16 protein-coding genes are annotated in these 22,161 nt (G+C 37.8%); 7 read left to right on the forward strand and 9 right to left on the reverse strand.

All coding sequences use genetic code 11. The annotated features are described in order from the left end of the window. Positions 1-19: 19 nt before the first annotated feature. Genes menH through BGI23_RS23590 form a run of 3 tightly spaced genes read right to left on the reverse strand, consistent with a single transcriptional unit; the run spans position 20 to position 3,974 of the window. On the reverse strand, positions 20-832 hold the full coding sequence (menH, locus tag BGI23_RS23580) for a 2-succinyl-6-hydroxy-2,4-cyclohexadiene-1-carboxylate synthase (protein WP_070807060.1): 813 nt from the start codon (positions 830-832) through the stop codon (positions 20-22). Next, positions 829-2,583: a 2-succinyl-5-enolpyruvyl-6-hydroxy-3-cyclohexene-1-carboxylic-acid synthase gene (menD, locus tag BGI23_RS23585; protein WP_070807061.1), complete on the reverse strand. Its 1,755-nt coding sequence runs from the start codon at positions 2,581-2,583 to the stop codon at positions 829-831. Before menD ends, menH begins: the two co-directional genes overlap by 4 nt. After that, complete coding sequence (locus BGI23_RS23590; RefSeq protein WP_044793638.1) at positions 2,580-3,974, reverse strand: isochorismate synthase; 1,395 nt, start codon at positions 3,972-3,974, stop codon at positions 2,580-2,582. The genes menD and BGI23_RS23590 overlap by 4 nt, the downstream gene beginning before the upstream one ends. 194 nt (positions 3,975-4,168) lie before the next feature. Between BGI23_RS23590 and BGI23_RS23595 the strand changes: the two genes are divergently transcribed. Further along, positions 4,169-5,122, forward strand: a complete 954-nt coding sequence (locus BGI23_RS23595) for a 1,4-dihydroxy-2-naphthoate polyprenyltransferase (RefSeq protein ID WP_000425747.1) — start codon at positions 4,169-4,171, stop codon at positions 5,120-5,122. 109 nt (positions 5,123-5,231) lie between these two features. Continuing rightward, the gene (locus tag BGI23_RS23600) at positions 5,232-5,963 is read left to right on the forward strand and encodes a yteA family sporulation protein (RefSeq protein ID WP_070807062.1); all 732 of its coding nucleotides are present in this window, start codon (positions 5,232-5,234) and stop codon (positions 5,961-5,963) included. 44 nt (positions 5,964-6,007) lie between these two features. Here BGI23_RS23600 and cspD read toward each other — a convergent pair whose 3' ends face one another. Then, on the reverse strand, positions 6,008-6,208 hold the full coding sequence (gene cspD, locus BGI23_RS23605) for a cold-shock protein CspD (protein ID WP_001193054.1): 201 nt from the start codon (positions 6,206-6,208) through the stop codon (positions 6,008-6,010). A 390-nt stretch (positions 6,209-6,598) separates the two neighbouring features. Here cspD and BGI23_RS23610 point away from each other — a divergent pair, with 390 nt between their 5' ends. From BGI23_RS23610 to BGI23_RS28810, 3 genes are all read left to right on the forward strand, one after another. After that, entirely contained in the window at positions 6,599-7,381 is a 783-nt protein-coding gene (locus tag BGI23_RS23610; RefSeq protein ID WP_070807063.1) for a TIGR00266 family protein, read from the forward strand. A gap of 167 nt (positions 7,382-7,548) precedes the next feature. Continuing rightward, the gene (locus BGI23_RS23615; RefSeq protein ID WP_001260122.1) at positions 7,549-8,271 is read left to right on the forward strand and encodes a lipase family protein; all 723 of its coding nucleotides are present in this window, start codon (positions 7,549-7,551) and stop codon (positions 8,269-8,271) included. Between the two features lie 76 nt (positions 8,272-8,347). Next, positions 8,348-8,482, forward strand: a complete 135-nt coding sequence (locus BGI23_RS28810; protein ID WP_000911070.1) for a hypothetical protein — start codon at positions 8,348-8,350, stop codon at positions 8,480-8,482. Positions 8,483-8,615: 133 nt separating this feature from the next. Here the strand turns inward: BGI23_RS28810 and glgP are convergent, their stop codons facing one another. The 5 genes from glgP to glgB all read right to left on the reverse strand — a co-directional run bounded on the left by glgP (position 8,616) and on the right by glgB (position 16,654). Further along, entirely contained in the window at positions 8,616-11,024 is a 2,409-nt protein-coding gene (glgP, locus tag BGI23_RS23625) for a glycogen phosphorylase (RefSeq protein ID WP_070807064.1), read from the reverse strand. Positions 11,025-11,042: 18 nt separating this feature from the next. Next, a complete protein-coding gene (glgA, locus tag BGI23_RS23630; protein WP_070807327.1) occupies positions 11,043-12,473 on the reverse strand; it encodes a glycogen synthase GlgA in 1,431 nt (476 codons plus the stop codon). A gap of 112 nt (positions 12,474-12,585) precedes the next feature. Next, positions 12,586-13,620: a glucose-1-phosphate adenylyltransferase subunit GlgD gene (gene glgD / locus BGI23_RS23635; RefSeq protein WP_000504147.1), complete on the reverse strand. Its 1,035-nt coding sequence runs from the start codon at positions 13,618-13,620 to the stop codon at positions 12,586-12,588. Positions 13,621-13,638: 18 nt separating this feature from the next. Beyond that, positions 13,639-14,769 (reverse strand): glucose-1-phosphate adenylyltransferase, encoded by a 1,131-nt coding sequence (gene glgC, locus BGI23_RS23640; protein WP_000057612.1) that lies wholly within the window; start codon positions 14,767-14,769, stop codon positions 13,639-13,641. After that, a complete protein-coding gene (glgB, locus tag BGI23_RS23645; RefSeq protein ID WP_070807065.1) occupies positions 14,717-16,654 on the reverse strand; it encodes a 1,4-alpha-glucan branching protein GlgB in 1,938 nt (645 codons plus the stop codon). The genes glgC and glgB overlap by 53 nt, the downstream gene beginning before the upstream one ends. Before the next feature lie 469 nt (positions 16,655-17,123). On the opposite strand from glgB, the gene BGI23_RS23650 reads away from it, so the two are divergent. Then, positions 17,124-17,729 (forward strand): CalY family protein, encoded by a 606-nt coding sequence (locus BGI23_RS23650; RefSeq protein ID WP_070807066.1) that lies wholly within the window; start codon positions 17,124-17,126, stop codon positions 17,727-17,729. Between the two features lie 32 nt (positions 17,730-17,761). After that, positions 17,762-21,985 carry a S8 family serine peptidase gene (locus BGI23_RS23655; protein WP_070807067.1) on the forward strand — a complete coding sequence of 1,408 codons (4,224 nt, stop codon included), beginning with the start codon at positions 17,762-17,764 and terminating at the stop codon, positions 21,983-21,985. Positions 21,986-22,161 lie beyond the last annotated feature (176 nt).

Raw genomic sequence — 22,161 nt, forward strand, 5'->3', positions numbered from 1 at the left:
TTCTTAACTGAAAAAAGCATCACTGCATAGTTTTTAGAAATCCCTTTACTATTGTATCAAACTTTTCCGGTTGTTCCACATGAATTGCATGGCCAGCACCATCAATTTTGACAAATTTCGCGTCAGAGACGCATTTTTCGATATTTTTTAATATGCGAAAGAACTTTTCATCATGCTCACCGTTCATTAAAAGAACAGGCATTTTTAAATTTTTCAGCTCATTCCACCATGAAGGCTGAGCCCCTGTTCCCATGCCGCGCAAGCTATTTGCAAGCCCTTTTTGATTGTTAGCAAGTCGCTCTTTTCGTACTGCTTCTTGTACGTTTTGTGCTAAACGTTTTTGCGTTTCAAACAGCGGAATACTTTCCCACATCGATACAAAACTTTCGATGCCTTCTCGCTCAATTTTCTGAGCAAGTCGCTCATCTTTTTCACAGCGTTCTTTTCGCTCACCTTCACTTTCAAGTCCAGCTGTACAGTTTTCTAATAAAAGAGAACATACATATTCTGGATATAGACACGCCATCGTAATCGCCAGTCTACCGCCCATTGAATAGCCAAGTATGTGCGCTTTTTCAATATGAAGATAATCTAGTAGTTCTTTCATTTGCAACGCTACATTTTGAATATTATAATGCGTCACATCTTCAGGGCTTTCCGTTTTTCCGTGCCCAACAATATCTACTAAAATAACTTGAAATTGCTCACTCCAAGAAGGAACGAAGGAACGCCACGTCTCCATGCTTCCCGTAAAACCATGAAGAAGTAGAAGTGGTTCCCCGCTTCCGACTACTTCATATTCATACGATACACCTTGCAGCGTTACGTTCATTTTGATTCACCTTGCAACGATGTAGTAATTACATCCTGTGTTTTTGCCCATAACGTACGGTGCAATGTTAAGTTTTCATCACGGTTCGTACAAATTTCTACAACGTGTAAACCTTCTTTCGTTGCACCCTTTTGTACTTCTTCTCGGAACTGCTCCCAGCCATTTACACGGCTAAATGAACCACCGTACATTGTAACAACATGCTCATAATCAAGCCCAATTGGAGTTCCAAATAATGATTCGAAATGTTCCTTTTTCTCATACTGTGGTAAGAATGAGAAAATACCACCACCGTCATTATTTACAACGACAATCGTTATGTTTAATTCATGTAATTTTGCGGCTAGTAGTCCATTTAAATCGTGATAGAATGATAAATCACCAATCACTAATACGAGCGGATCGCAAATCATGCTCGCTCCTAAAGCTGTCGAAATGATTCCATCAATCCCATTTACACCGCGATTTGCCATTACTTGAATATCTTTATCCGATGTGAAGAAGAAAGAATCTGTATCACGAATTGGCATACTATTACTTGCAAATAACGTTGCCCCTTCTGGTAATACGCGGACAATATCTGTAATGACTCTTCCTTCAAATGCCGTATCATATGTTTCCATTTCACGAAGTGTTTCCTTCGTTTTTTCGTTTATATGTTGCCACATTTGGGACCAATCATTCTTTTTCATAACTGGCATTTTTTCTATTAGTGCACTGCAAAATGCAATATCACTCGCTTGGACAACTTCTGTTGCAACGAGAGCTGGATCTCTCCATTGTCCTGATTCGTCAACAACGATATGAACAGCTTTCGTCTGTTTTTTAATGAATTGCGTTAATGCTTTCGAAACAGGCATACCACCGAAGCGAATTATAACGTCCGGCTTCCACGTTTCTTTTAACAATTCATTTCGTAAAAATGTATCGTAACAGTCAATTACCATCGTTTTGTCGTGGTGCCCGCTACGAATGTTAGAAAGTGGATCCGCTAATATTGGATATCCCGTTTTTTCAGCTAGTTGCGTTGCAAACGTTGCGATTTCTGAATGACTATCATCTCCACAAATAATAAGCCCCTTTTCCATATGTGAAAGGCGCCCTACAAGAGAATCTACATATTCACTCGGCATCACCGCGTTCCCTCGCTGAACTACTCCTGTATATTCTCCGCGTCCTTTATCCCATAAACTTTCTAATGAGAAGTCCGGGATAAGCGGTTCGCGAACCGGAAAATTAAGATGAACAGGTCCTTGCGGTGCTAAAAGCGCGCTTGCTATCGTGCGCTGCGTTGTCATGCGAGCGTAATGATACATCGCCTCATTCGCTTCTGGAAGTGCCATCTCTGTAAATTGCTTCACAAACGTGCCGTATAAATTAATTTGATTCATCGCTTGTGGTGCACCGACATCTCTTAATTCATGCGGTCTATCTGCCGTTAAGACGATAAGCGGCACTCGCGAATGAAAAGCTTCACATACAGCTGGATAGTAGTTCGCTGCAGCCGTTCCTGACGTACATAATAATGCAACAGGACGTTTTTTCGCTTTTGCAATACCGAGCGCAAAAAATCCTGCAGATCTTTCATCTACATGTAAATATGTGTTCATTCCTTCATGTTGTTCCATTAGTAGAGCAATCGGCGTTGACCGTGAGCCTGGACTAATGACAACATCACATACATTTAGACGCGTCAGTTCATCCACGAACGCGCCTAAATAATATGATAATGCTTCTATATGATTGTTCATTTCATTAATTCCTCCAAAGCACCAAGCATCGGTCTAAACTTCAAACTTGTTTCTTCATATTCAAGTTGCGGTACTGAATCAATTACAATCCCGCAACCGGCAAATAAGGATGCTTTCTCTCCATTTAATAATCCGCAGCGAAGTGCAACCGCAAATTCACCATTTCCTTCATCATCTATCCAGCCAATCGGTGCACCATATAATCCTCTGTCTAACAATTCAACATCACGAATTAGTTTCATCGCTTCTAAACGAGGTGTCCCGCCAAGAGCTGGTGTTGGATGTAATTCTTCTACCATCGTTAAAAGACTCGCGTCGCCTTTTGCCTCTACAGGCGTATATAAATGAATTAAGTTTTTCGTTGTTAATAGACCGGGACTCTCCGGAATATTAACGGATTCGCAGTGCTCATTTAATACCGACCTGATCATGTTCACAACATAACCGTGTTCAGCTAAATTCTTTTCATCATGAAGAAGCGCATCACTATTTCGCTTACTTTCTTCTATAGATTGACCATGACCAGTTGAACCAGCAAGACACATTGAAGTAAACTTCTCATCTTCTTTACGAATTAATCTCTCTGGCGTCGCTCCTAAGAAGCATGCTCCTTTATAATCAAAAGAAAATACGTAACAATCTGGTTGCCCAATGCGAAGTGCTTCTAAAACAAGCGCAGAATCAATATGATGATCCATCTCTACTTTTAGCTCCCTCGCTAATACAACCTTCTGCACGTTCCCCTGCTTCATCTCATCTTGCACTTTCTCAATGGACTTCATCCAGCCTTTCGGATCCACTTCTACTTTAGAAGTAACTGTTAATTTCGATCCTTCTAGTGCACATTTACTCTCCTCAAAAATTTTCTCTTCTAAAGAAACAATTTCGTTATAAAGAGTTTCTGCACAATCTGTTGCTGAAACAAATGTATTCATTGTTAACCATGCTTTTTCATTTTTTACAGTTAATAAAAATGCCGGTAGTGAAAATGTCGTATCATCAAATTCTTTCCATAAATCTGTTTTCTCTTTTTCTTGGTCAAATGAAAATCCACCAAATAAAAGAGGACCTGTTCCAAATTCGTATCTTTCTCTTTGTACAAATGCTTTCTCTTTTACTTTATCCCACTCGTCACGAGCAGTTTGAAAGCGTTTGTGAGAAGCAGTTGCTATAGTGAAAACAGAACCAATTCCAGCAAATATTACATGCTGAGCTGGGTCTGCAAAATAACATCTATTTTCGAATGAGATCCTTTTTCCTGCTGCATAAAACAGAAGTGGATCCATCCAGTCTATTTTTTTAACAAAACTAACCAATATTTTTTCATCAGTTGCATGCTTAATGGCTGCACTTAGAACTTCCTGCAAGCCTTTTTGTTTCGTTTGAATCACAATTGTCTCCCCCCTATGGGCGAAAAATAGTCATAATTACGCTTGATTTTAAGATACACCTCAAACGAAAGGCCTGTCAACGTTTAGCATTTCTGAGAAATTCACCTTCTCTTCCTAGAAAATAAACGTTGACACTAAATGATGCTTTTTCTACACTTAGTTGTGTACAATATGTGACCAAAGGAGGATTCAACATGGAAATGAACGTCGAAACGAATTCCTCTCCTACGGCGCCAAAGCCAAGCAAGCAAACAGGCTGGCGCATTTGGTGGAGTTTACTACGTCCCCATACATTAACAGCAGCTTTCGTTCCTGTTTTCATCGGAACAGCCTATGCAATGCAGGTCGGAGGTATAAATCAAATACATCTCCCTCTTTTCCTTATAATGCTTCTTGCTTGTCTTCTCATTCAGGCAGCAACAAACATGTTTAATGAATACTTTGATTATAAAAGAGGACTTGATCACGAAGGTTCAGTTGGTATCGGCGGCGCTATCGTTCGCGATGGCATTCAGCCAAAAACAGTACTTAACTTAGCATTTGGATTTTTCGGTATCGCAATACTATTAGGTGTTTATATTTGTATGAATTCTAGCTGGTGGCTTGCTGCAATCGGTCTTGTTTGTATGGCCGTTGCTTACCTTTATACAGGCGGTCCACTTCCAATTGCATATACACCATTTGGAGAGTTAACAGCCGGATTATTTATGGGTGTCATTATTATTGGGATTTCATTCTTTATCCAAACTGGAACTGTAACATCAGAAGTCGTTTTACTATCTATTCCAAGCTCGATTTTAATTGGTGCCATTTTACTAGCTAATAACATCCGTGACTTAGATGGCGATAAAGAAAACGGTCGTAAAACGTTAGCCATTCTCGTTGGACGCGAGCGAGCGGTCGGTGTACTTGCTTCTATGTTCATCGTTTCCTACATTTGGACAATTGCTTTAATTATCGTGGGCATCGTATCACCATGGATGCTGATCGTATTTTTAAGTGCACCGAAAGCATTTAAAGCGACGAAAGGCTTTATCGGCAAAAGCATTCCAATGGAAATGGTACCTGCGATGATAGCAACAGCAAAAACAAATACAATCTTCGGTCTCCTCATGGGAATCGGATTATTGCTTGGATATTTCCTTTAAAAGGAGCTGCTAATGCGGCTCCTTTTTCATATACCAATTTCAGCTCATAATTCCTACTCGCAACGCTCATACTATGTAAAGAAACTGAATTGTAGGAAGGTGGACGACTATGTTAACTCCACAACAAATAAATCAATTTAAATCCGTTTTAGAAAAACAAAAACAAGAACTAGAGCAAACGATACAAACACACGAAAATGAAGATCGTGCATCTGAACGTGAATCTGTTGGAGAATTATCTAGCTACGATAACCATCCGGCTGATATGGCAACAGAGCTATATGAGCGTGAAAAAGACTTCGGGCTTATTGAACTTTGGCATAAACAGCTAGAGGATACGAAACATGCCCTGCAAAAAATAGAAGCGGGTACGTACGGCATTTGCGAAGTATCTGGTGAAGAAATTCCATTTGAAAGATTAGAAGCAATGCCGACTGCTACAACATGCGTTCAGCACGCAACAAATAAGTTAAATATGAATACACGACCAGTCGAAGAAGAAGTGTTGTCTCCTTCTTTTCACAAACATGACGAAGATCGTTCTGTTGAATATGATGCAGAAGATGCATGGCAAGATGTTGCCAATTATGGAACATCCGAAACGCCGTCCGATTTAGAAAGACAAGATTCAAAAAACTACAATGGCATGTACGTAAATAGCGAAGAAAATGTAGGCTACGTAGAGGATTTCGAAAACTTTATCGGTACAGATATGCATGGGAAAAATCTGCAAGTTTTCGCTACAGAAGAGCATGAAGAATATGAACAAATGCTTGATGACTTTGAAGACCGCACCTTTAAGGGCGAATTATCTTCAAATGAGTCGAGTTCCAAAGAATAAAAAAAAGCATTCCGAAAATCGGAATGCTTTTTATCGCTAGCTAATTAGTTTTTTGTAACGTTAGCAGCTTGTGGTCCACGGTTACCTTCAACGATTTCGAAAGAAACTTCTTGACCTTCTTCTAAAGTTTTGAATCCGTCACCTTGGATAGCTGAGAAGTGAACGAATACATCGTCTCCACCTTCAACTTCGATGAAACCGAAACCTTTTTCGCTGTTGAACCATTTAACTTTACCTGTTTGCATGTCATGTACCTCCTAAATAAAAATGAAACTATGAATCCACATGAAAAGGTGGATATAAAGGACATGAATGTATAACAAGCTTACAGCCTTTAATTCAACGTGCTTTATTTCCGTACCACATTATGTAGCTCAATAGTGATTTCACTATATCACGCTATATCCAAAACGTCAAATGAGAACACTTTCATTCCATTATTTTTTTATAATTTTAATATAATGTTGAACTTCCATATTCATATTTTATCTCGCTATTTGCGGACTGCTCGATTGGTGAGAGCTGACAACCAATTTTGGGTGCTCCCACTTTATTTAAAAATTAACAAAACTAAAGTATTCTAATCCTATTAAATTCTGTACAATATAAATATCTATTACATACGAGGTGAAAAAATGAGAGCACATGAAATCGAGTATAAATTATACGGCGATGATATGCAGTTTGTTGAAATTGAGTTAGACCCAGAAGAAAGCGTTATTGCAGAAGCTGGCGCAATGATGATGATGGAAGATTCCATCGAAATGGAAACAATCTTCGGTGATGGTTCTGGCCCATCTGGAGGTTTATTCGGAAAATTAATGGGCGCTGGTAAGCGTCTCGTTACAGGGGAAAGCATGTTTATGACTGTATTTACAAATACAGGTCACGGCAAGCGTCACGTATCCTTTGCTGCTCCTTATCCAGGTAAAATTATCCCTGTAGATTTAACAGAATATCAAGGGAAAGTAGTTTGTCAAAAAGATGCGTTTCTTTGTGCCGCAAAAGGCGTTTCTATCGGAATCGAGTTTACAAAAAAAATCGGAACTGGTTTCTTCGGCGGCGAAGGTTTCATCATGCAGAAACTCGAAGGTGATGGACTTGCTTTCATGCATGCAGGCGGAACTGTATACAAACGTGAATTAAAGCATGGCGAAAAACTTCGCATTGATACAGGTTGTCTCGTTGCCATGACAAAAGACGTTAATTACGATGTCGAGTTCGTTGGAAAAGTAAAAACAGCTCTATTTGGCGGCGAAGGTTTATTCTTCGCAACGTTAGAAGGACCTGGAACAGTTTGGATTCAGTCCTTAACACTTAGCCGCTTAGCAGCACGCCTGACAAGCCCAGCAGCGCAAAGCACTGGTGAAGGTAGCGTTTTAGGTGGACTTGGTCGTTTATTAGATGGGAAAGAGTAAATAGGGCCCTTATAGGGCTCTTTTTATTGAGGTGGACTATACAAACCACTTCGAATCATATAATACTCCCTCACGTAACTGTAGTTTTAAGGTTTTTTTCTAAAAGAATGAATCAAGTCCCTCACTGCATATATTGAACTATACCTTTTCTTAAGGAGGCTCCCTTAATGCGTACTCCTTTATCCTTTGATAAAGATACTGCCATACTGTTAGCTTCTTGTTGTGAGTTAACGTATGAACAATATAAACAAAATGGGATTTTTGAAATACCAGATGGTTTTCAATATGTACAAGGCTTTCAAGGAAAAACCATTCAAACGACAGAATGGTTCGGATTCATACTAGAATCTGAGGATACCGTTATTGTAGCTTTTCGCGGGACACAAACAGATACAGACTGGATTATCGATTCACTCGTTAACCAAAAACCATATCCATATGCTTTAAATAGCGGAAATGTCCATAACGGCTTTCTTTCCATTTATGAATCTTGCCGAGATTCTATTATGGATATGCTCGTATCATTACCAGCCCATAAGAAACTTCTTGCAACAGGTCATAGTTTAGGCGGCGCACTCGCTACACTACATATACTCGATGCGCGTATAAACACTGCCTTCGCACAGTACGGTCTGTATACATTTGCCTCCCCAAAAGTGGGAGATATCGCCTTTCGGAATTATTATAAACTGCAAGTAGCTAGTAGCTTTCGTTTCGTCAATTTATTTGATGTCGTTCCACTTCTTCCTCCTCGAAACATAAATTTTAATGACCAAGACTGGGAATATGCACACGTTCATCACAACATGACTTTTACAAAAAACACAAAATCGATTGCAAATAATCATGCCATGACAACATACAAAACATGTCTGACTTCTCATTTTTAACCAGTAAACAATTGGAAATAAAATATCCTTATACTATAATAATATATGAAATTATTTTTGGATGAGGGGACCTTACATGCTAAAATTTATCTTTGCACTTTTTCTCATTGTAATTTTTACGTTTACAGGTTTCTTTACATTTTCATACTTTGCGACAGGAGAATATGATGGAACAGGTATCATATATACTGCGATCCCATTTCTTTCTTAAGCAAAAAAGAAAACCGAGCTTAATGAGTTTAAGCTCGGTTTATTTATTAGTGTTAAATTTTGTCGGTAAACCGATATATCTTAAAAATCGCCGATATAAATTTCATATAATCTTTTCCAACGTAGCAATCTCTTTAAATTTGCGTAACTGTATTACCAATACCCCAAATCTCATTACTATACTGTAAAATCGTTCGATCGCTCGCAAAATGACCAGATTGTGCAATATTTAAAATCGACATTTCGAGCCACTTCGTTCGGTTCTCATAAGCTCTACCAACAGCTTCTTGCTTTTCCGCATATGGGCCAAAATCTCGCAGGACGAAATATTCATCATTTTGAATAACAAGAGAATCGTAAATTGCTTCAAATTCAGCTCCCGACTGTGCAAAGAAACCATTCGTTAACTGGTCTACTACCTTCTTAATGTGCCCATTGTGGTGATAATAATCACTTGCACGATATCCACCATTTTGATAGTAATGAAGAACTTCTTCGGCTGTTAAACCGAAAATGAAACAGTTATCATCACCGACTCTATCTTTTATTTCAATATTCGCTCCGTCTAACGTGCCGAGCGTAATCGCACCATTCATCATAAATTTCATATTGCCTGTTCCGGATGCTTCTTTACTCGCTGTTGAAATTTGTTCACTTACATCGGCCGCTGGGAATATATCTTCCGCTACAGACACTCGATAGTTTTCTAGAAAGATAACTTTCATATATTGGCTTACGTACGGATCGTTATTCACTTTCCTTGCAAGTTCATTTATTAATTTAATAATTTTTTTCGCATAGTAATAGCCAGGTGATGCTTTCGCTCCAAAGATAAAAGTACGCGGATAAAATGTAAAACTAGCATCCTCTTTCAAACGGTTATACAAGTATAAAATATGAAGAACATTTAATAATTGTCGCTTGTAAGCATGCAGTCTTTTTACTTGCACATCAAAAATAGAATTAGGATCAATTGTAATCCCCATTGTATGATGAATGCGCGCTGCTAAAATCTCTTTACGCTCTTGTTTTACCTCTGCAAATTTCTCTTGGAAACTCGCATCGTATTGAACTAATTGTAGCTCTTGAAGCTTAATCGGTTCTTTCTTCCACTCTGTTCCAATCGCCTCTGAAATAAGGTTTGTCAGTTGCGGATTCGCCTTCATTAACCAGCGTCTATGAGCGATTCCATTCGTTTTATTATTAAACTTATCTGGATAAAACTCATAAAACAATCGCATTTCACGTTGTTTTAAAATCTCCGTATGAATTTTTGCTACACCGTTTACACTATGGCTACCGACAATTGCTAAATGAGCCATTTTCACAAGATCATGCGCAATAATCGCCATCTCTTCAATGCGATGCCATTCATACGGATAACGTTCCCAAAGTTCATGACAGAAACGTTCATTAATCTCTTCAATAATCATATAAATTCTCGGTAATAACGGTTTAAAAATGTGAATTGGCCACTTTTCAAGAGCTTCTGATAACGTCGTATGATTCGTATAAGAAATCGTTTGCGTCGTTATGTGCCAAGCTTCTTCCCATGCTAGTTTTTCTTCATCTAATAAAATACGCATCAGTTCTGGAATCGCCAAAACTGGATGGGTATCATTAATATGAATCGCAATTTTCTCATGTAATTGACGAAGGTCACCATATCTTTCTCTATGCATACGAACGATATTTTGCAAGCTTGCTGATACGAGGAAATACTGTTGTTTCAAACGAAGTATTTTCCCCTCATCATGCGTATCATCTGGATATAAAAACTCCGATACCGCCTCTGTTTCACGCTTATATTTCAAAATATCTTTGCAATTTTGTGGGAAAGGAACTGGTTCCGCATTCCAAAGTCTAAGTGTATTTACAGTACTCGTCTCATAACCTACTACTGGAACGTCATATGGTACGGCCATAATTACTTCTGCATTTGTATGCCTGAATTCTAAACGCCCATCAATGTAGAGCGGTTCAACATTGCCGAAATAACTTACTTCTACAGCTTGATCATGCCTTCTTACTTCCCATACATTTTCATGAAGAAGCCACTGTTCTGGAAATTCAACTTGATAACCATCAACAATTTTTTGATCAAATAAGCCGTGTTTGTAACGAATTCCGCACCCATGACCTGGTAAGTTTAAAGATGCAAGTGAATCAAGGAAACAGGCTGCTAACCGTCCAAGTCCACCATTTCCAAGACCTGCATCTGCTTCCACCTCTTCTAATTGTTGCAACGAAATTCCAAGCTCAGAAAGCCCTTGCTCACATACATCCTTGATGCCTAAATTTAATATGTTACTTCCAAGCAAACGCCCAAGTAAAAACTCAATGGATAAGTAATACATTTGCTTTCGCTCTCCAGACCGATAACTTTCATTCGTTGCAATCCATTGACTATTCATATACTCACGTACCATGTACCCAAGCGTATTGTATTGATCACGAGTTGTAGAGTCTTTGAAACTTTTACCATACATCGTCTCTAACTTTTCTAGAAAAGCTGATTTGAAACTTTCAACATGAGTAAACATCTCTTCACCACCTACATGTTATTCCATGAGACTTTTATACAATTTTTTATAAGCAAGAGCTGATTTCTCCCAGCTATAATCTTCAGTCATCGCTTGTTTTACAAGCTGATCCCATACCGGTTTATCATGATAAAATTCAATTGCACGACGAACTGTGTGCAACATATCATGTGCATTAAAGTTCGTGAAACTGAAACCATTTCCTTCTCCAGTTTCTTCGTCATAAGATTGTACCGTATCATTTAATCCGCCTGTTTCCCTTACAATTGGAATCGTACCATACGCTAATGCGATAAGTTGTCCAAGGCCACACGGCTCAAACAGTGATGGCATTAAAAATAAATCACTTCCCGCATACACTTGGTGCGCTAACTCCTCATTAAAGCCGATATACACTTTTACCTTCTCAGGATACTCATATGCCATCCACTCAAAGAATTGTTCATATTCCGAATCACCTGATCCTAAAATAATACATTGTACATCTTCTTCCATTATTTCTCGGAATACAGTACGTACTAAATCAAGACCTTTTTGCTTCGTTAATCTCGTTACCATTGAAATAATTGGTGTATCTTCTTTTTCTGGCAAACCAAAATAACGCTGCAACGCGCGTTTATTTTCATTCTTTTCATATAATGAACCTGCATCGTACTGAGCATTAATATACGAATCCGTTTCTGGATTGTACACGCTCGTATCAATTCCATTTACAATGCCACTAAGCTTATCATTATATTTTCGCAGTAATCCATCTAACTTCTCACCGAAAAATTCATATTGAATTTCTTCTTTGTACGTCGGGCTAACCGCTGTAATTTGATCAGAAGCGATAATACCGCCCTTCATAAAGTTCACATTTCCATAAAACTCTAACTGCTCACTATGAAAATATTCATCACCAAGTTCTAACAAGTCGTACATCACTTCAGGAGGAAATACACCTTGGAACTGCAAGTTATGAATCGTATATACCGTTTTAATATGCTCATATAACGGGTTATCTTGATACTTTTCACGCAGTAAAAAATTCACCATGGCTGTATGCCAATCGTGGCTATGAAGAACATCCACTTCGAAATCAAGATGCGGAATACACTCTAATACTGCTTTCGAGAAATAAGAAAAACGCTCTCCATCATCATAATGACCATACAGAGAATCCCTCTTAAAATAATATTCATTATCTATTAAGTAATACGTAATCCCGTCTTGCTCACCTTTTAAAATTCCACAATATTGATTTCTCCAGCCAAGCGGGACGTTAATTACTTTATGTAGCGTACATCCGTCCCTTAATTTTTGCGGAATAAGACTATAATTCGGGAGTACAATGCGAACGTCCACACCTAATTTTTTTAGCTCTTTTGGGAGCGCACCTGCTACATCAGCTAATCCTCCCGATTTAACAAATGGTACACATTCTGATACTGCAAATAAAATATTCACTTGTTGTCCCACTGCACGAAAAGCTTATACTACTTCCCTTGCAGCTTCCTCCCTTCGAGTTTTCATTTAAATTAAAATTTGAATCAGTGGAGGAAAAACCCCCACTGATTTCTTAAGAATAACTATTAATCGTACTGTTTTGAATGCTTCCTTTTTCTACAACGTATGGCTCATCGGCAGTTCCTTTTAAAACAACACCGTCACCAATTTTCACATCTTTATCAATAATAACACCGTCTATTATACAATTATCTCCAATTTGGCTCTTTTGCATAATAATGCTATTACGAACAATTGAACCTTTTCCAATTTTAACAGAACGGGAGACAACGCTATTTTCTACTTCACCTTCAATAATACTGCCGTTTGCAATCATTGTGTTTTTCACAGCTGCACCCTTTACATAACGAGTTGGTGGTTCATCTTTTACTTTCGTAAAGATCGGTGCTTCTTTCTTAAATAGTTGCTTCCAAATAGCAGGTTGCAAAATTTCTAAGCTATGTTTATAGTAACTTTCAATCGAATCAATAATAGCTACATATCCTGTATGCTCATATGTAGCAATATGTAGTGATTTTCCGCGCTTTTCTCTCACTACATCGAATAAGCTATATTGCTCCACATCTTTATATGACTCAAATAAATCTAACAATAATTGTTTCTTTAACACGTATGTTTGAAGCGAAACCCCTTCATGGCAAACTTCCGTAATATCAGCTGCCGTATGTATATGTCGCTCTAACACTGCTTGAAAATGTAATGCTGTTACGAGATGGCTATTCGTAATCACGACGTACTCTTCTCTGCTTCTTAGAAAATAATCAATATGTCTTCTAAAATGTGCAAAAGATCCAAATTCATCTTGATCACATTGGCAATTTGGCGGGAATAAAAACAGTCCGTCTCGTTTTCTATCTAAATCCCACTGTTTGCCTGAACCAACGTGATCCATTAGTGAACGGTTTTTATGGCTTGTAAAAACTGCCACACTATGAATATTAGAATTCACCATATTTGAAAGCATGAAATCAATGAGTCGATAACGGCCCCCAAACGGTAACGCCGCTAGTGAACGATGCCCTGTTACTTTCTTTAAGGAAGGAAAACTTCCCGTTGCATTAATAATTCCTAACATTTTTTCTCCCATTCATTTCATCCCCCTTTTCTATTTCCCTTCAGCAATAAGTACTACATCGTCAACATTTTTTTCCGGACGAATAATTGTTCCATCTTCAATAACCATTTCCGATCCAACAATTGCCCTTTCAATCACAACATTTTTGCCAATCTTCGCTCCTGGCATAACGACAGAATCAATAACCATACTACCTTCTTCCACCGTCACCCCTTGGAATAATACAGAATGCTTCACGTCCCCTTCGATGACGCATCCTTCGTTAATAAGTGATTCTTCTACTCTTGCCTTTTCAGCAATATATTGAGGCGGTTCGTTTGGATTAACAGAATAAATACGCCAGTCACGGTCGTTTAAATTTAGTGATGTTTCATCGCGCAGTAAATCCATATTCGCTTCCCATAAGCTCTTCACTGTACCAACATCTTTCCAATATCCTTCAAACGGATACGCCATTAGCTTCTTCCCTTCATCTAATAAAAGTGGAAGCACATCTTTTCCGAAATCATTACTAGATTCAGGGTTTCTTGCATCCATTTCTAAATACTCTTTCAAAATTGCCCAGTTAAAAATGTAGATCCCCATTGATGCAAGATTACTTCTTGGAAATTGCGGTTTCTCTTCAAATTCAACAATCTCCATCTCTTCGTTCGTATTCATAATGCCAAAGCGACTCGCCTCATCCCAAGGCACTTCAATAACAGAAATCGAAACGTCCGCTTCTTTCTCAATATGGTAATCTAGCATTTTACTGTAATCCATTTTATAAATATGGTCGCCTGATAAAATGAGAACATACTCTGGCTCATACTGACTTAAATAGTTTAAGTTTTGATAAATGGCACTTGCCGTACCTGTGTACCATTTCACACCTGAAGACTCCGCATAAGGAGGTAATACTGTGACTCCACCACTTACTCGGTCTAAATCCCACGCATTGCCAATTCCGATATAATTATGAAGTTCTAGTGGTTGATATTGCGTTAAAATCCCAACCGTTTCAATACCAGAATTCGCGCAGTTACTTAGCGTAAAATCAATAATGCGATATTTACCACCAAATGGAACAGCTGGCTTGGCTAAATTTTTTGTTAATGCACTTAATCGACTACCTTTTCCCCCTGCTAGTAACATTGCTACACACTTTTGTTTTTGAGCCATCTTGTTTTTTGCTCCCCTTTCTCGTCTTCACTGGTCGTAATATGGATACGCCAAATGGTGGAATTGTAATTTCTACATGTGCTGCTTGATTATGAAACGGTTCTTGAATCGCCTTCAGACGTTTCTTATTTACTTGCCCTGATCCGCCATATTGCTCAGCATCACTGTTTAAAATCTCGTTATAATACTCAAAATCTGGTACACCTACTTTATAGTTTTCATATGTAGCTTTCGTAAAATTACATACGACAACTAACGCATCTTCTTGTTTATCCCCTTGGCGAATAAAAGAGAAAATACTTTGCTCATTATTATTAGCATCAATCCACTGAAAACCTTCAGGCGAATGATCAAGCTGCCAAAGTGGTTTGGAGCGCTTATACAATGCTATGAGCTCTTTAAAGTAATCATGCATATAACGATGCATTTCAAAATCATGTAAATTCCAATCTAAATCTTCAAGGTCTTTCCACTCATCAAACTGCCCGAATTCTCCTCCCATGAAAAGTAATTTCTTTCCTGGGTGAGTAAAGAAATATCCATATAATAAACGAAGTTGAGCAAACTTATCCCAGTAGTCTCCTGGCATTTTATTTAATAACGACTTTTTCCCATGAACGACTTCATCATGAGAAAGCGGTAATATGAAATTTTCAGAGTAAGCATATAGTAAAGAGAACGTCATTTTATCATGAATATATTTTCTGTACTCTGGCGCACATTCCATATATTTCAGCACGTCATTCATCCAGCCCATATTCCATTTGTAATTGAATCCAAGCCCACCTTCATACGTTGGAGCTGTTACAAGTGGCCAAGCTGTTGAATCCTCTGCTGTCATAAGAAAATCTTCATCCTCTGCAAACACAGCTTCATTTAACTCTCGTAAAAATGAAACAGCGTGCTCATTACTTTGCTCTTGTCCTTCTTTATTCCAGTACAGCATGTTCGCAACTGCATCTACCCTGAAACCATCAATATGGAAATATCTCATCCAAAATAACGCATTTGAAATTAAGAAATTACGTACTTCCCTCTTTCCTAAATCAAAGTTGACAGTTCCCCATACTGGATTTTCTTGCACATCTTTATCTTTATATTCATAAGTCGGTGTCCCATCAAACAAATATAAACCGTGAGCATCTTTACAAAAATGCCCCGGCACCCAATCTAAAATGACACCGATTCCATATTTATGACATTCATCGACAAAATGCATCAAATCATATGGCGTGCCGAATCTACTCGTTGCGGCATAATATCCCGTCCCTTGGTATCCCCAAGAACGATCATATGGATGCTCAACAAGCGGCATAATTTCAATATGTGTAAATTGATGTTCCACCACATAAGGAATGAGTTCTTCTGCCATTTCTCTGTAAGAATACAGTGTTCCATCTTCTTTCTTTTTCCAAGAACCGAAATGTAATTCATAAACTGTCATCGCTTCTTTATAAACCGATTTTTTCTTTTTCTTACGACTCCAGTTTTTATCATTCCATTCGTATCCCTTTATATCAAAAACTACAGATGCCGTATTCGGTCTTACTTCTGCATACACAGCATACGGATCTGCCTTGAGAATGACATCACCAGCCATCGTTTCAATCGCATATTTATATATTTCTCTTTCTTCTATATGCGGTATAAATAGGGACCAAATTCCCTCTTCTGTCACTTGCAGCATCTTATGTTGCTCATAATCCCATTCATTAAAATCTCCAACAACACTCATTGCTTTCGCATGAGGAGCCCATACTGTAAATCGTACACCTCGCATCTCATCTTCCGTCACAACATGTGCACCAAAGATGTTATAACTGTCATAGTACTTTTCTGTATGAAACTCATCTCGTTTCACTTCTTCACAATTTATTACACTCAATATGCTCACCTCACTAAGATGACAGAATTTTTTATACTTTACCAATTCTGCGAAAAACTGAAATATCCTTGTTAATTTATAAAAAATATACGTTTTTTTCTTAAATATGTTTAATTTTTTTCACATTTCTATATAAAATATCGAATTTTGACGAATATTCATTGAAAACGCTTCATTTTTCACTAGTCTTTTATCTTACTATTTATTTCTCAACCTCTATTTTATTAGCTTTATCCTCTTTTTTATCCTATTTTCCACTTGAAATCGTAACAAAATAATCTGTCATAAAAAAATGTTTCTCAACATTTTTCGTCACAATTGTATTGAAATGGAAAATTGATAAGCATATACTTGTTCTCAATAAAGAACAGCAACTTTTCGTAACTATAATTCATAGTGGACTACTATGTTTACTTATTTATCCTTGTTACGAGCAGTCGCTATAAAAATTTAATTAGGGGGCTTTCTTATGTCATTAAAACAAAAGGTTGGAATGGGAGTTGTCACCGCAACGCTCGGCTTATCCCTTACATTCGGCGGTGTATTCGCCTACTTCAGTGATTCTGAAACATCTAGTAACTCATTTCAAGCTGGAACACTAGACCTTTCTATTAATCCAAGTGTAATCGTTGATGTGAAAGATTTAAAGCCAGGTGACTTTATTGAAAAAAATTTCACGCTTGAAAATAAAGGGTCATTGGATATTGCAAAAGTAGCACTTGAAACATCCTATGAAGTTACAGATGCAAAGAAAAATAATGATGGTGAAGATTTAGGCGATCACATCATCGTCAAATTTTTAGTGAATGATGGAAAGCCATCTAATCCAAACGATGATCATGAAATTTTGTGGGAAACAAAACTATCACAATTAAAAACTATGAAACCTGAGGATGTGGCTACTTCTTTAGAACGTCATAACTTAATAGACGGTATTAAATCTGGTGAAACAGATTATTTACACGTGCTCTTCTCCTTTGAAGACAACGAACAAGATCAAAATAAATTCCAGGGTGATTCCTTACAGCTAAACTGGACATTCCATGCAAAGCAAACACCAGGCACGGAGAAATAAATTTTAAAATATAAATTATCGGAGGCTTATACATGAAAAAGAAAAATCGTTTTGTTACCGGAATTGTAACGGCTGGCGTTCTATTTTCAACTGCCCTTCCGTTCAATGTACTGGCTGAAAACCCTATTAACCAAATTGACTCTTCAAACGCCCAGTCTTTACTATCAAAACTTTCTAAAGAACAGCGCCAGGCATTACAAACGTTAGATGCCAACCCTGGTTTTACTATCTCGCCAGATATTAATACGAGTAGTTCTGAGCCTGTAAATATCATTGTAGAATTTCAAACAGCTCCAGTAAAGATTAATGAATTAAAACAAAAAGAAAAAGGGTTACAAGTTGCTCCTGAAAATATAAAGGCACGTATTGATCAAGAACATGAGGAATTTCAAAAAGGACTAAAACGTCTTTATCACTTCAGTCCATCAGTAAAGTCAGGGAATTTCCAGTCTGTACAAATTAAACGTTCTTATAAGCATGCGATAAATGGGGTTGCGCTGACATTACCTGCAAATACAGTGGAAGAATTGTTGCGAATTGGTGTTGTAAAACGGATTTGGAAAGATTACGAAGTGAAATTAAATTTACCAAAACAATCTGAGCAAAAAGCACCTCAAAAACTAACAGATAGTATTCCGCAAATTGGGGTCGATAAGTTACATAGCGAAGGCATTACCGGAAAAGGAATTAAAGTTGGTGTATTAGATACAGGTATTGATTACAATCATCCTGACCTAAAAGACGTGTATAAGGGCTATCGCGCAAAACCTGGCGAAGACTCTAGCAAGGTAGATCCAAACTCCGTAAAAGGTTGGGACTTTATTAATAACGATGCAGATCCGATGGAAACAACTTATACAGAGTGGCAACAATCTGGCGCTCCTGAATTTGATGATCGTGGCTCTTCCTTCTACACAGCCCACGGTACTCACGTAGCAGGTATCGTTTCTGCTCAAAAGAAAAACAAATCAGATTCAGCAGTAAAAGGTGTTGCACCTGACATTGAACTATATAACTATCGTGTACTCGGTCCATACGGAAGCGGCGCTAGTTCAGGGATTATTGCTGCAATCGATAAATCTATTTCTGACGGTATGAACGTCATTAACTTATCGTTAGGTGACGATAGCAACAATCCGCTTGATCCTACTTCTATCGCTGTCAATAACGCGATGCTTTCGGGCGTTGTTACAGTCGTTGCTGCTGGAAACTCTGGTCCAAATCCAGCAACACTCGGATCACCAGGTGCTTCTCCATTTGCGATTACGGTCGGAGCAAGTGATAGCTCTATTTCCTTACCAAAACTATCAGGTCATGCTGGGCAATTACAATTTCCTAACCTAATTTTATTCGGCAAAAACTTCACTGATAAAATAGAAGATTTCAAGGGGCAAACTTTACCTATTGAATCTGTAGGAATTGTTACGCCTGACGAGTTTAGTAAAAAAGATGTAAAAGGAAAAATCGCTCTCGTTGCACGCGGTACACTGTCATTTGATGAAAAAATTGCGAATGCAAAACAAGCCGGTGCAAAGGCCGTTATTATTTATAACAATGTGGACGGAGAAATTCCTTTCTACGTTGGTGAAAGCACAAAGTATATTCCAGCATTCCGCCTAACGAAAGCAGATGGAGAAAAACTAAAAGCTCAAATTGAACAAGGCAAAACATCCTTAACTTTCGATGAAATTAATTACATTCAAACAGAAGGCGATCATCTTGCAGACTTTAGCTCACGCGGCCCTGTTACATCAAATGATGATATTAAACCTGATATTACAGCGCCTGGTGTTGCTGTACTTTCAACAGTACCTGAATATATTAACGACCCACAAAAGGGCGAAAACTATGACGTTTCCTACGAGCGTATGCAAGGAACATCTATGGCTTCTCCACATATCGCGGGCGTTGCTGCTCTTATTTTACAAGAACACCCAGACTACTCTCCATTCGATGTAAAGGCGTCTCTTATGAACACAGCTGATGATTTAAAAGAAAAGTATTCCGTATATGAAGTTGGAGCTGGACGAGTAGATGCGTACAACGCTGTTCATACGGAAACAAGTTTTAAAGTGTTAGATACGACAAAAACAATTGTAAATGATGAAGTAATTGAAGTACCAGAAGAAACTGGATCTATTGCATTCGGCAAGTTCTATCAAAAAGACAGGGAATCAATTGAGCAAAAACGAAAAATTAAAATTGAAAATCGTAATAAACAAGATAAGAAAGAATTTAAAACAGAAATTTCTTATACACCAGCATCTTCTGCCATTAACGATGCTACCGCAAACGGTATAAAAGTTTCTACTGCTGAAACAATTACGATTGATGCTGGTAAATCAGATGAAATTGAAGCAAAAATTAATATTCCAGCTGGCGTGAAGCAAGGCCGATATGAAGGATATATTCATATTACAAACACGAAAAATAAAGAAGAAACGTATCAAATTCCGTTCTCTATTCGAGTATCAGAGCCTGGTATTGAAAATGCACTGTTATCAAGAAAAACAATCTCAACTGATACATCTAAATTCAATCCATACCGTGAATCGTATTTGCACGGGGCATTCCAATTAAATAGCGAACTTGAAACGTTAGATCTTATCGTAAAAGATTCGAAAACAAATAAAGCACTCGGCTTCATTGGAACGTTAAACACGAGTGGCCTAAAAACGGATGTGTATTACTACTTAGAATCCTTCTTTAACGGAAAAGTGTATCCTTTTACAAATGATCCTGCAAAACCAATTGGTGATGAGAAAATCGACTTACCGGAAGGTGATTACACAATTGAGTTTGTTGGCTATGATAAAGCGGGAAAAGCACGTGTGAAAGGTGATTATGTCGTAATTGATAATACACCGCCAGAAGTGAAATTAACTGGATTACAGCCTGGTATTTATGAATTAAATGAAGAAAACTATACAGTAGAAGACGGTAAAAAAGCTCTATGGATTAAAGGAAATGTATATGATTCTAACGTTGACTACTTAAAAGGAAAAGGATTTAACATTACGCAAGAAGCGAACGGTGTTATGTATTATGATTATTCTCCATACTTGCACAAATTTTTACCGATTACGGAAAATGGTGACTTTAAAATTGGCATTACTCCTGAATCCTTTAAGGTGGAAGGTCCAATGAATACAGGCTTATATATTTTCGATTATGCAACTGCAGGTCCTGACTACCCGAGCGGCGTAAATAACTATTGGTTTATCCCGCAAGGTGCTCAATATGCGAAAGCTAGTTATGATAAAAAAGAATTATATAAAGATGATGAATTCACTGTGACACTAAACGCTAAACATGTAAAACAATTTGTATCTGGAGCATTTAACGTAAAATTCCTAGAAAAGAACTTCAAGTTTGCAAATGCGAAATTGAATCCTGCTTTTGAAAAACTCCTTTCTGAAAAAGGGGTGACCGCAAAAGTAAATGAACCGAAACTAGAAGAAGGTTCTGTTACAGTTGGCGGAGCTATCGATGACAAAAACTTCGCTGGATTAGATGGTGATTTCCCGTTCATTGATGTAACGTTCAAAGTAGAAAATGATGAGTTTTATGAAGCAAATGCTCAATTAGAATCAGCAGTGTTTGCATACTGGAAACAAGGGGAAACAGAGCCAAATAGAATGCGTGTCCTTCAAGATCAATCATTCTCAGTAATGTCCTTAAACTCACTAGTAGAAGGAAATATTAAGCCTGGTGCATTCTTAAATGAACGTGGATATTTAGATGAGAAATTCGATTATACAAAGCTTGGCGTAAAAGTATATGCAACAGATTCTTACCGTCATAAGTTTGAAGGCTCACTAGATAAATACGGATACTTCAAACTAAATGGACTTCCTGTTAATAAACGCGACTATAACTTATATGTAGAGGTTCCAGGGCATTTAACAAGCCGACTAACAACGAAACTTGGTACTGAAAAAGACGGTAAGCTAATTGGCCAATATTATTATGCACGCCTTGATGAAAACCTTGCCGGTGATGTAAATGGAGATAAAGTAATTGATATAAAAGATGCTGAAATTATCGCTAGCAACTATGGTAAAAAAGGAGTATCTGTGAAAGACGGTGACCTAAATAAAGATGGTATTGTTGACGAAAAAGATATTCGCTTCGTTGAAAAGAACTTCTTGAAGAAAGGTCCTGATGCATCTAAATCACAAACACCTGTTGAAAAATCAAAAAGCGGTACACTGGCAGATATTTTAAAGAAATTAGGATTAACGCCTAAAAAATGATAATAATAAAGAGCACTCTACGCAAAGTAGAGTGCTCTTTATTATAAACGACCCTGATCCAGCAAAAGGGGTATATTGGGGATATACAAGGGAAACCGGAAAAGGAATTTATATTAAATTATATATAAACCCAGAAGTAAGAAGTAGTTCCCCACTTCTGGATTATTTAGCAATTA

Origin of the sequence: Bacillus sp. ABP14 (genome assembly GCF_001831375.1) — a bacterium.
Lineage (GTDB): Bacteria > Bacillota > Bacilli > Bacillales > Bacillaceae_G > Bacillus_A > Bacillus_A paranthracis.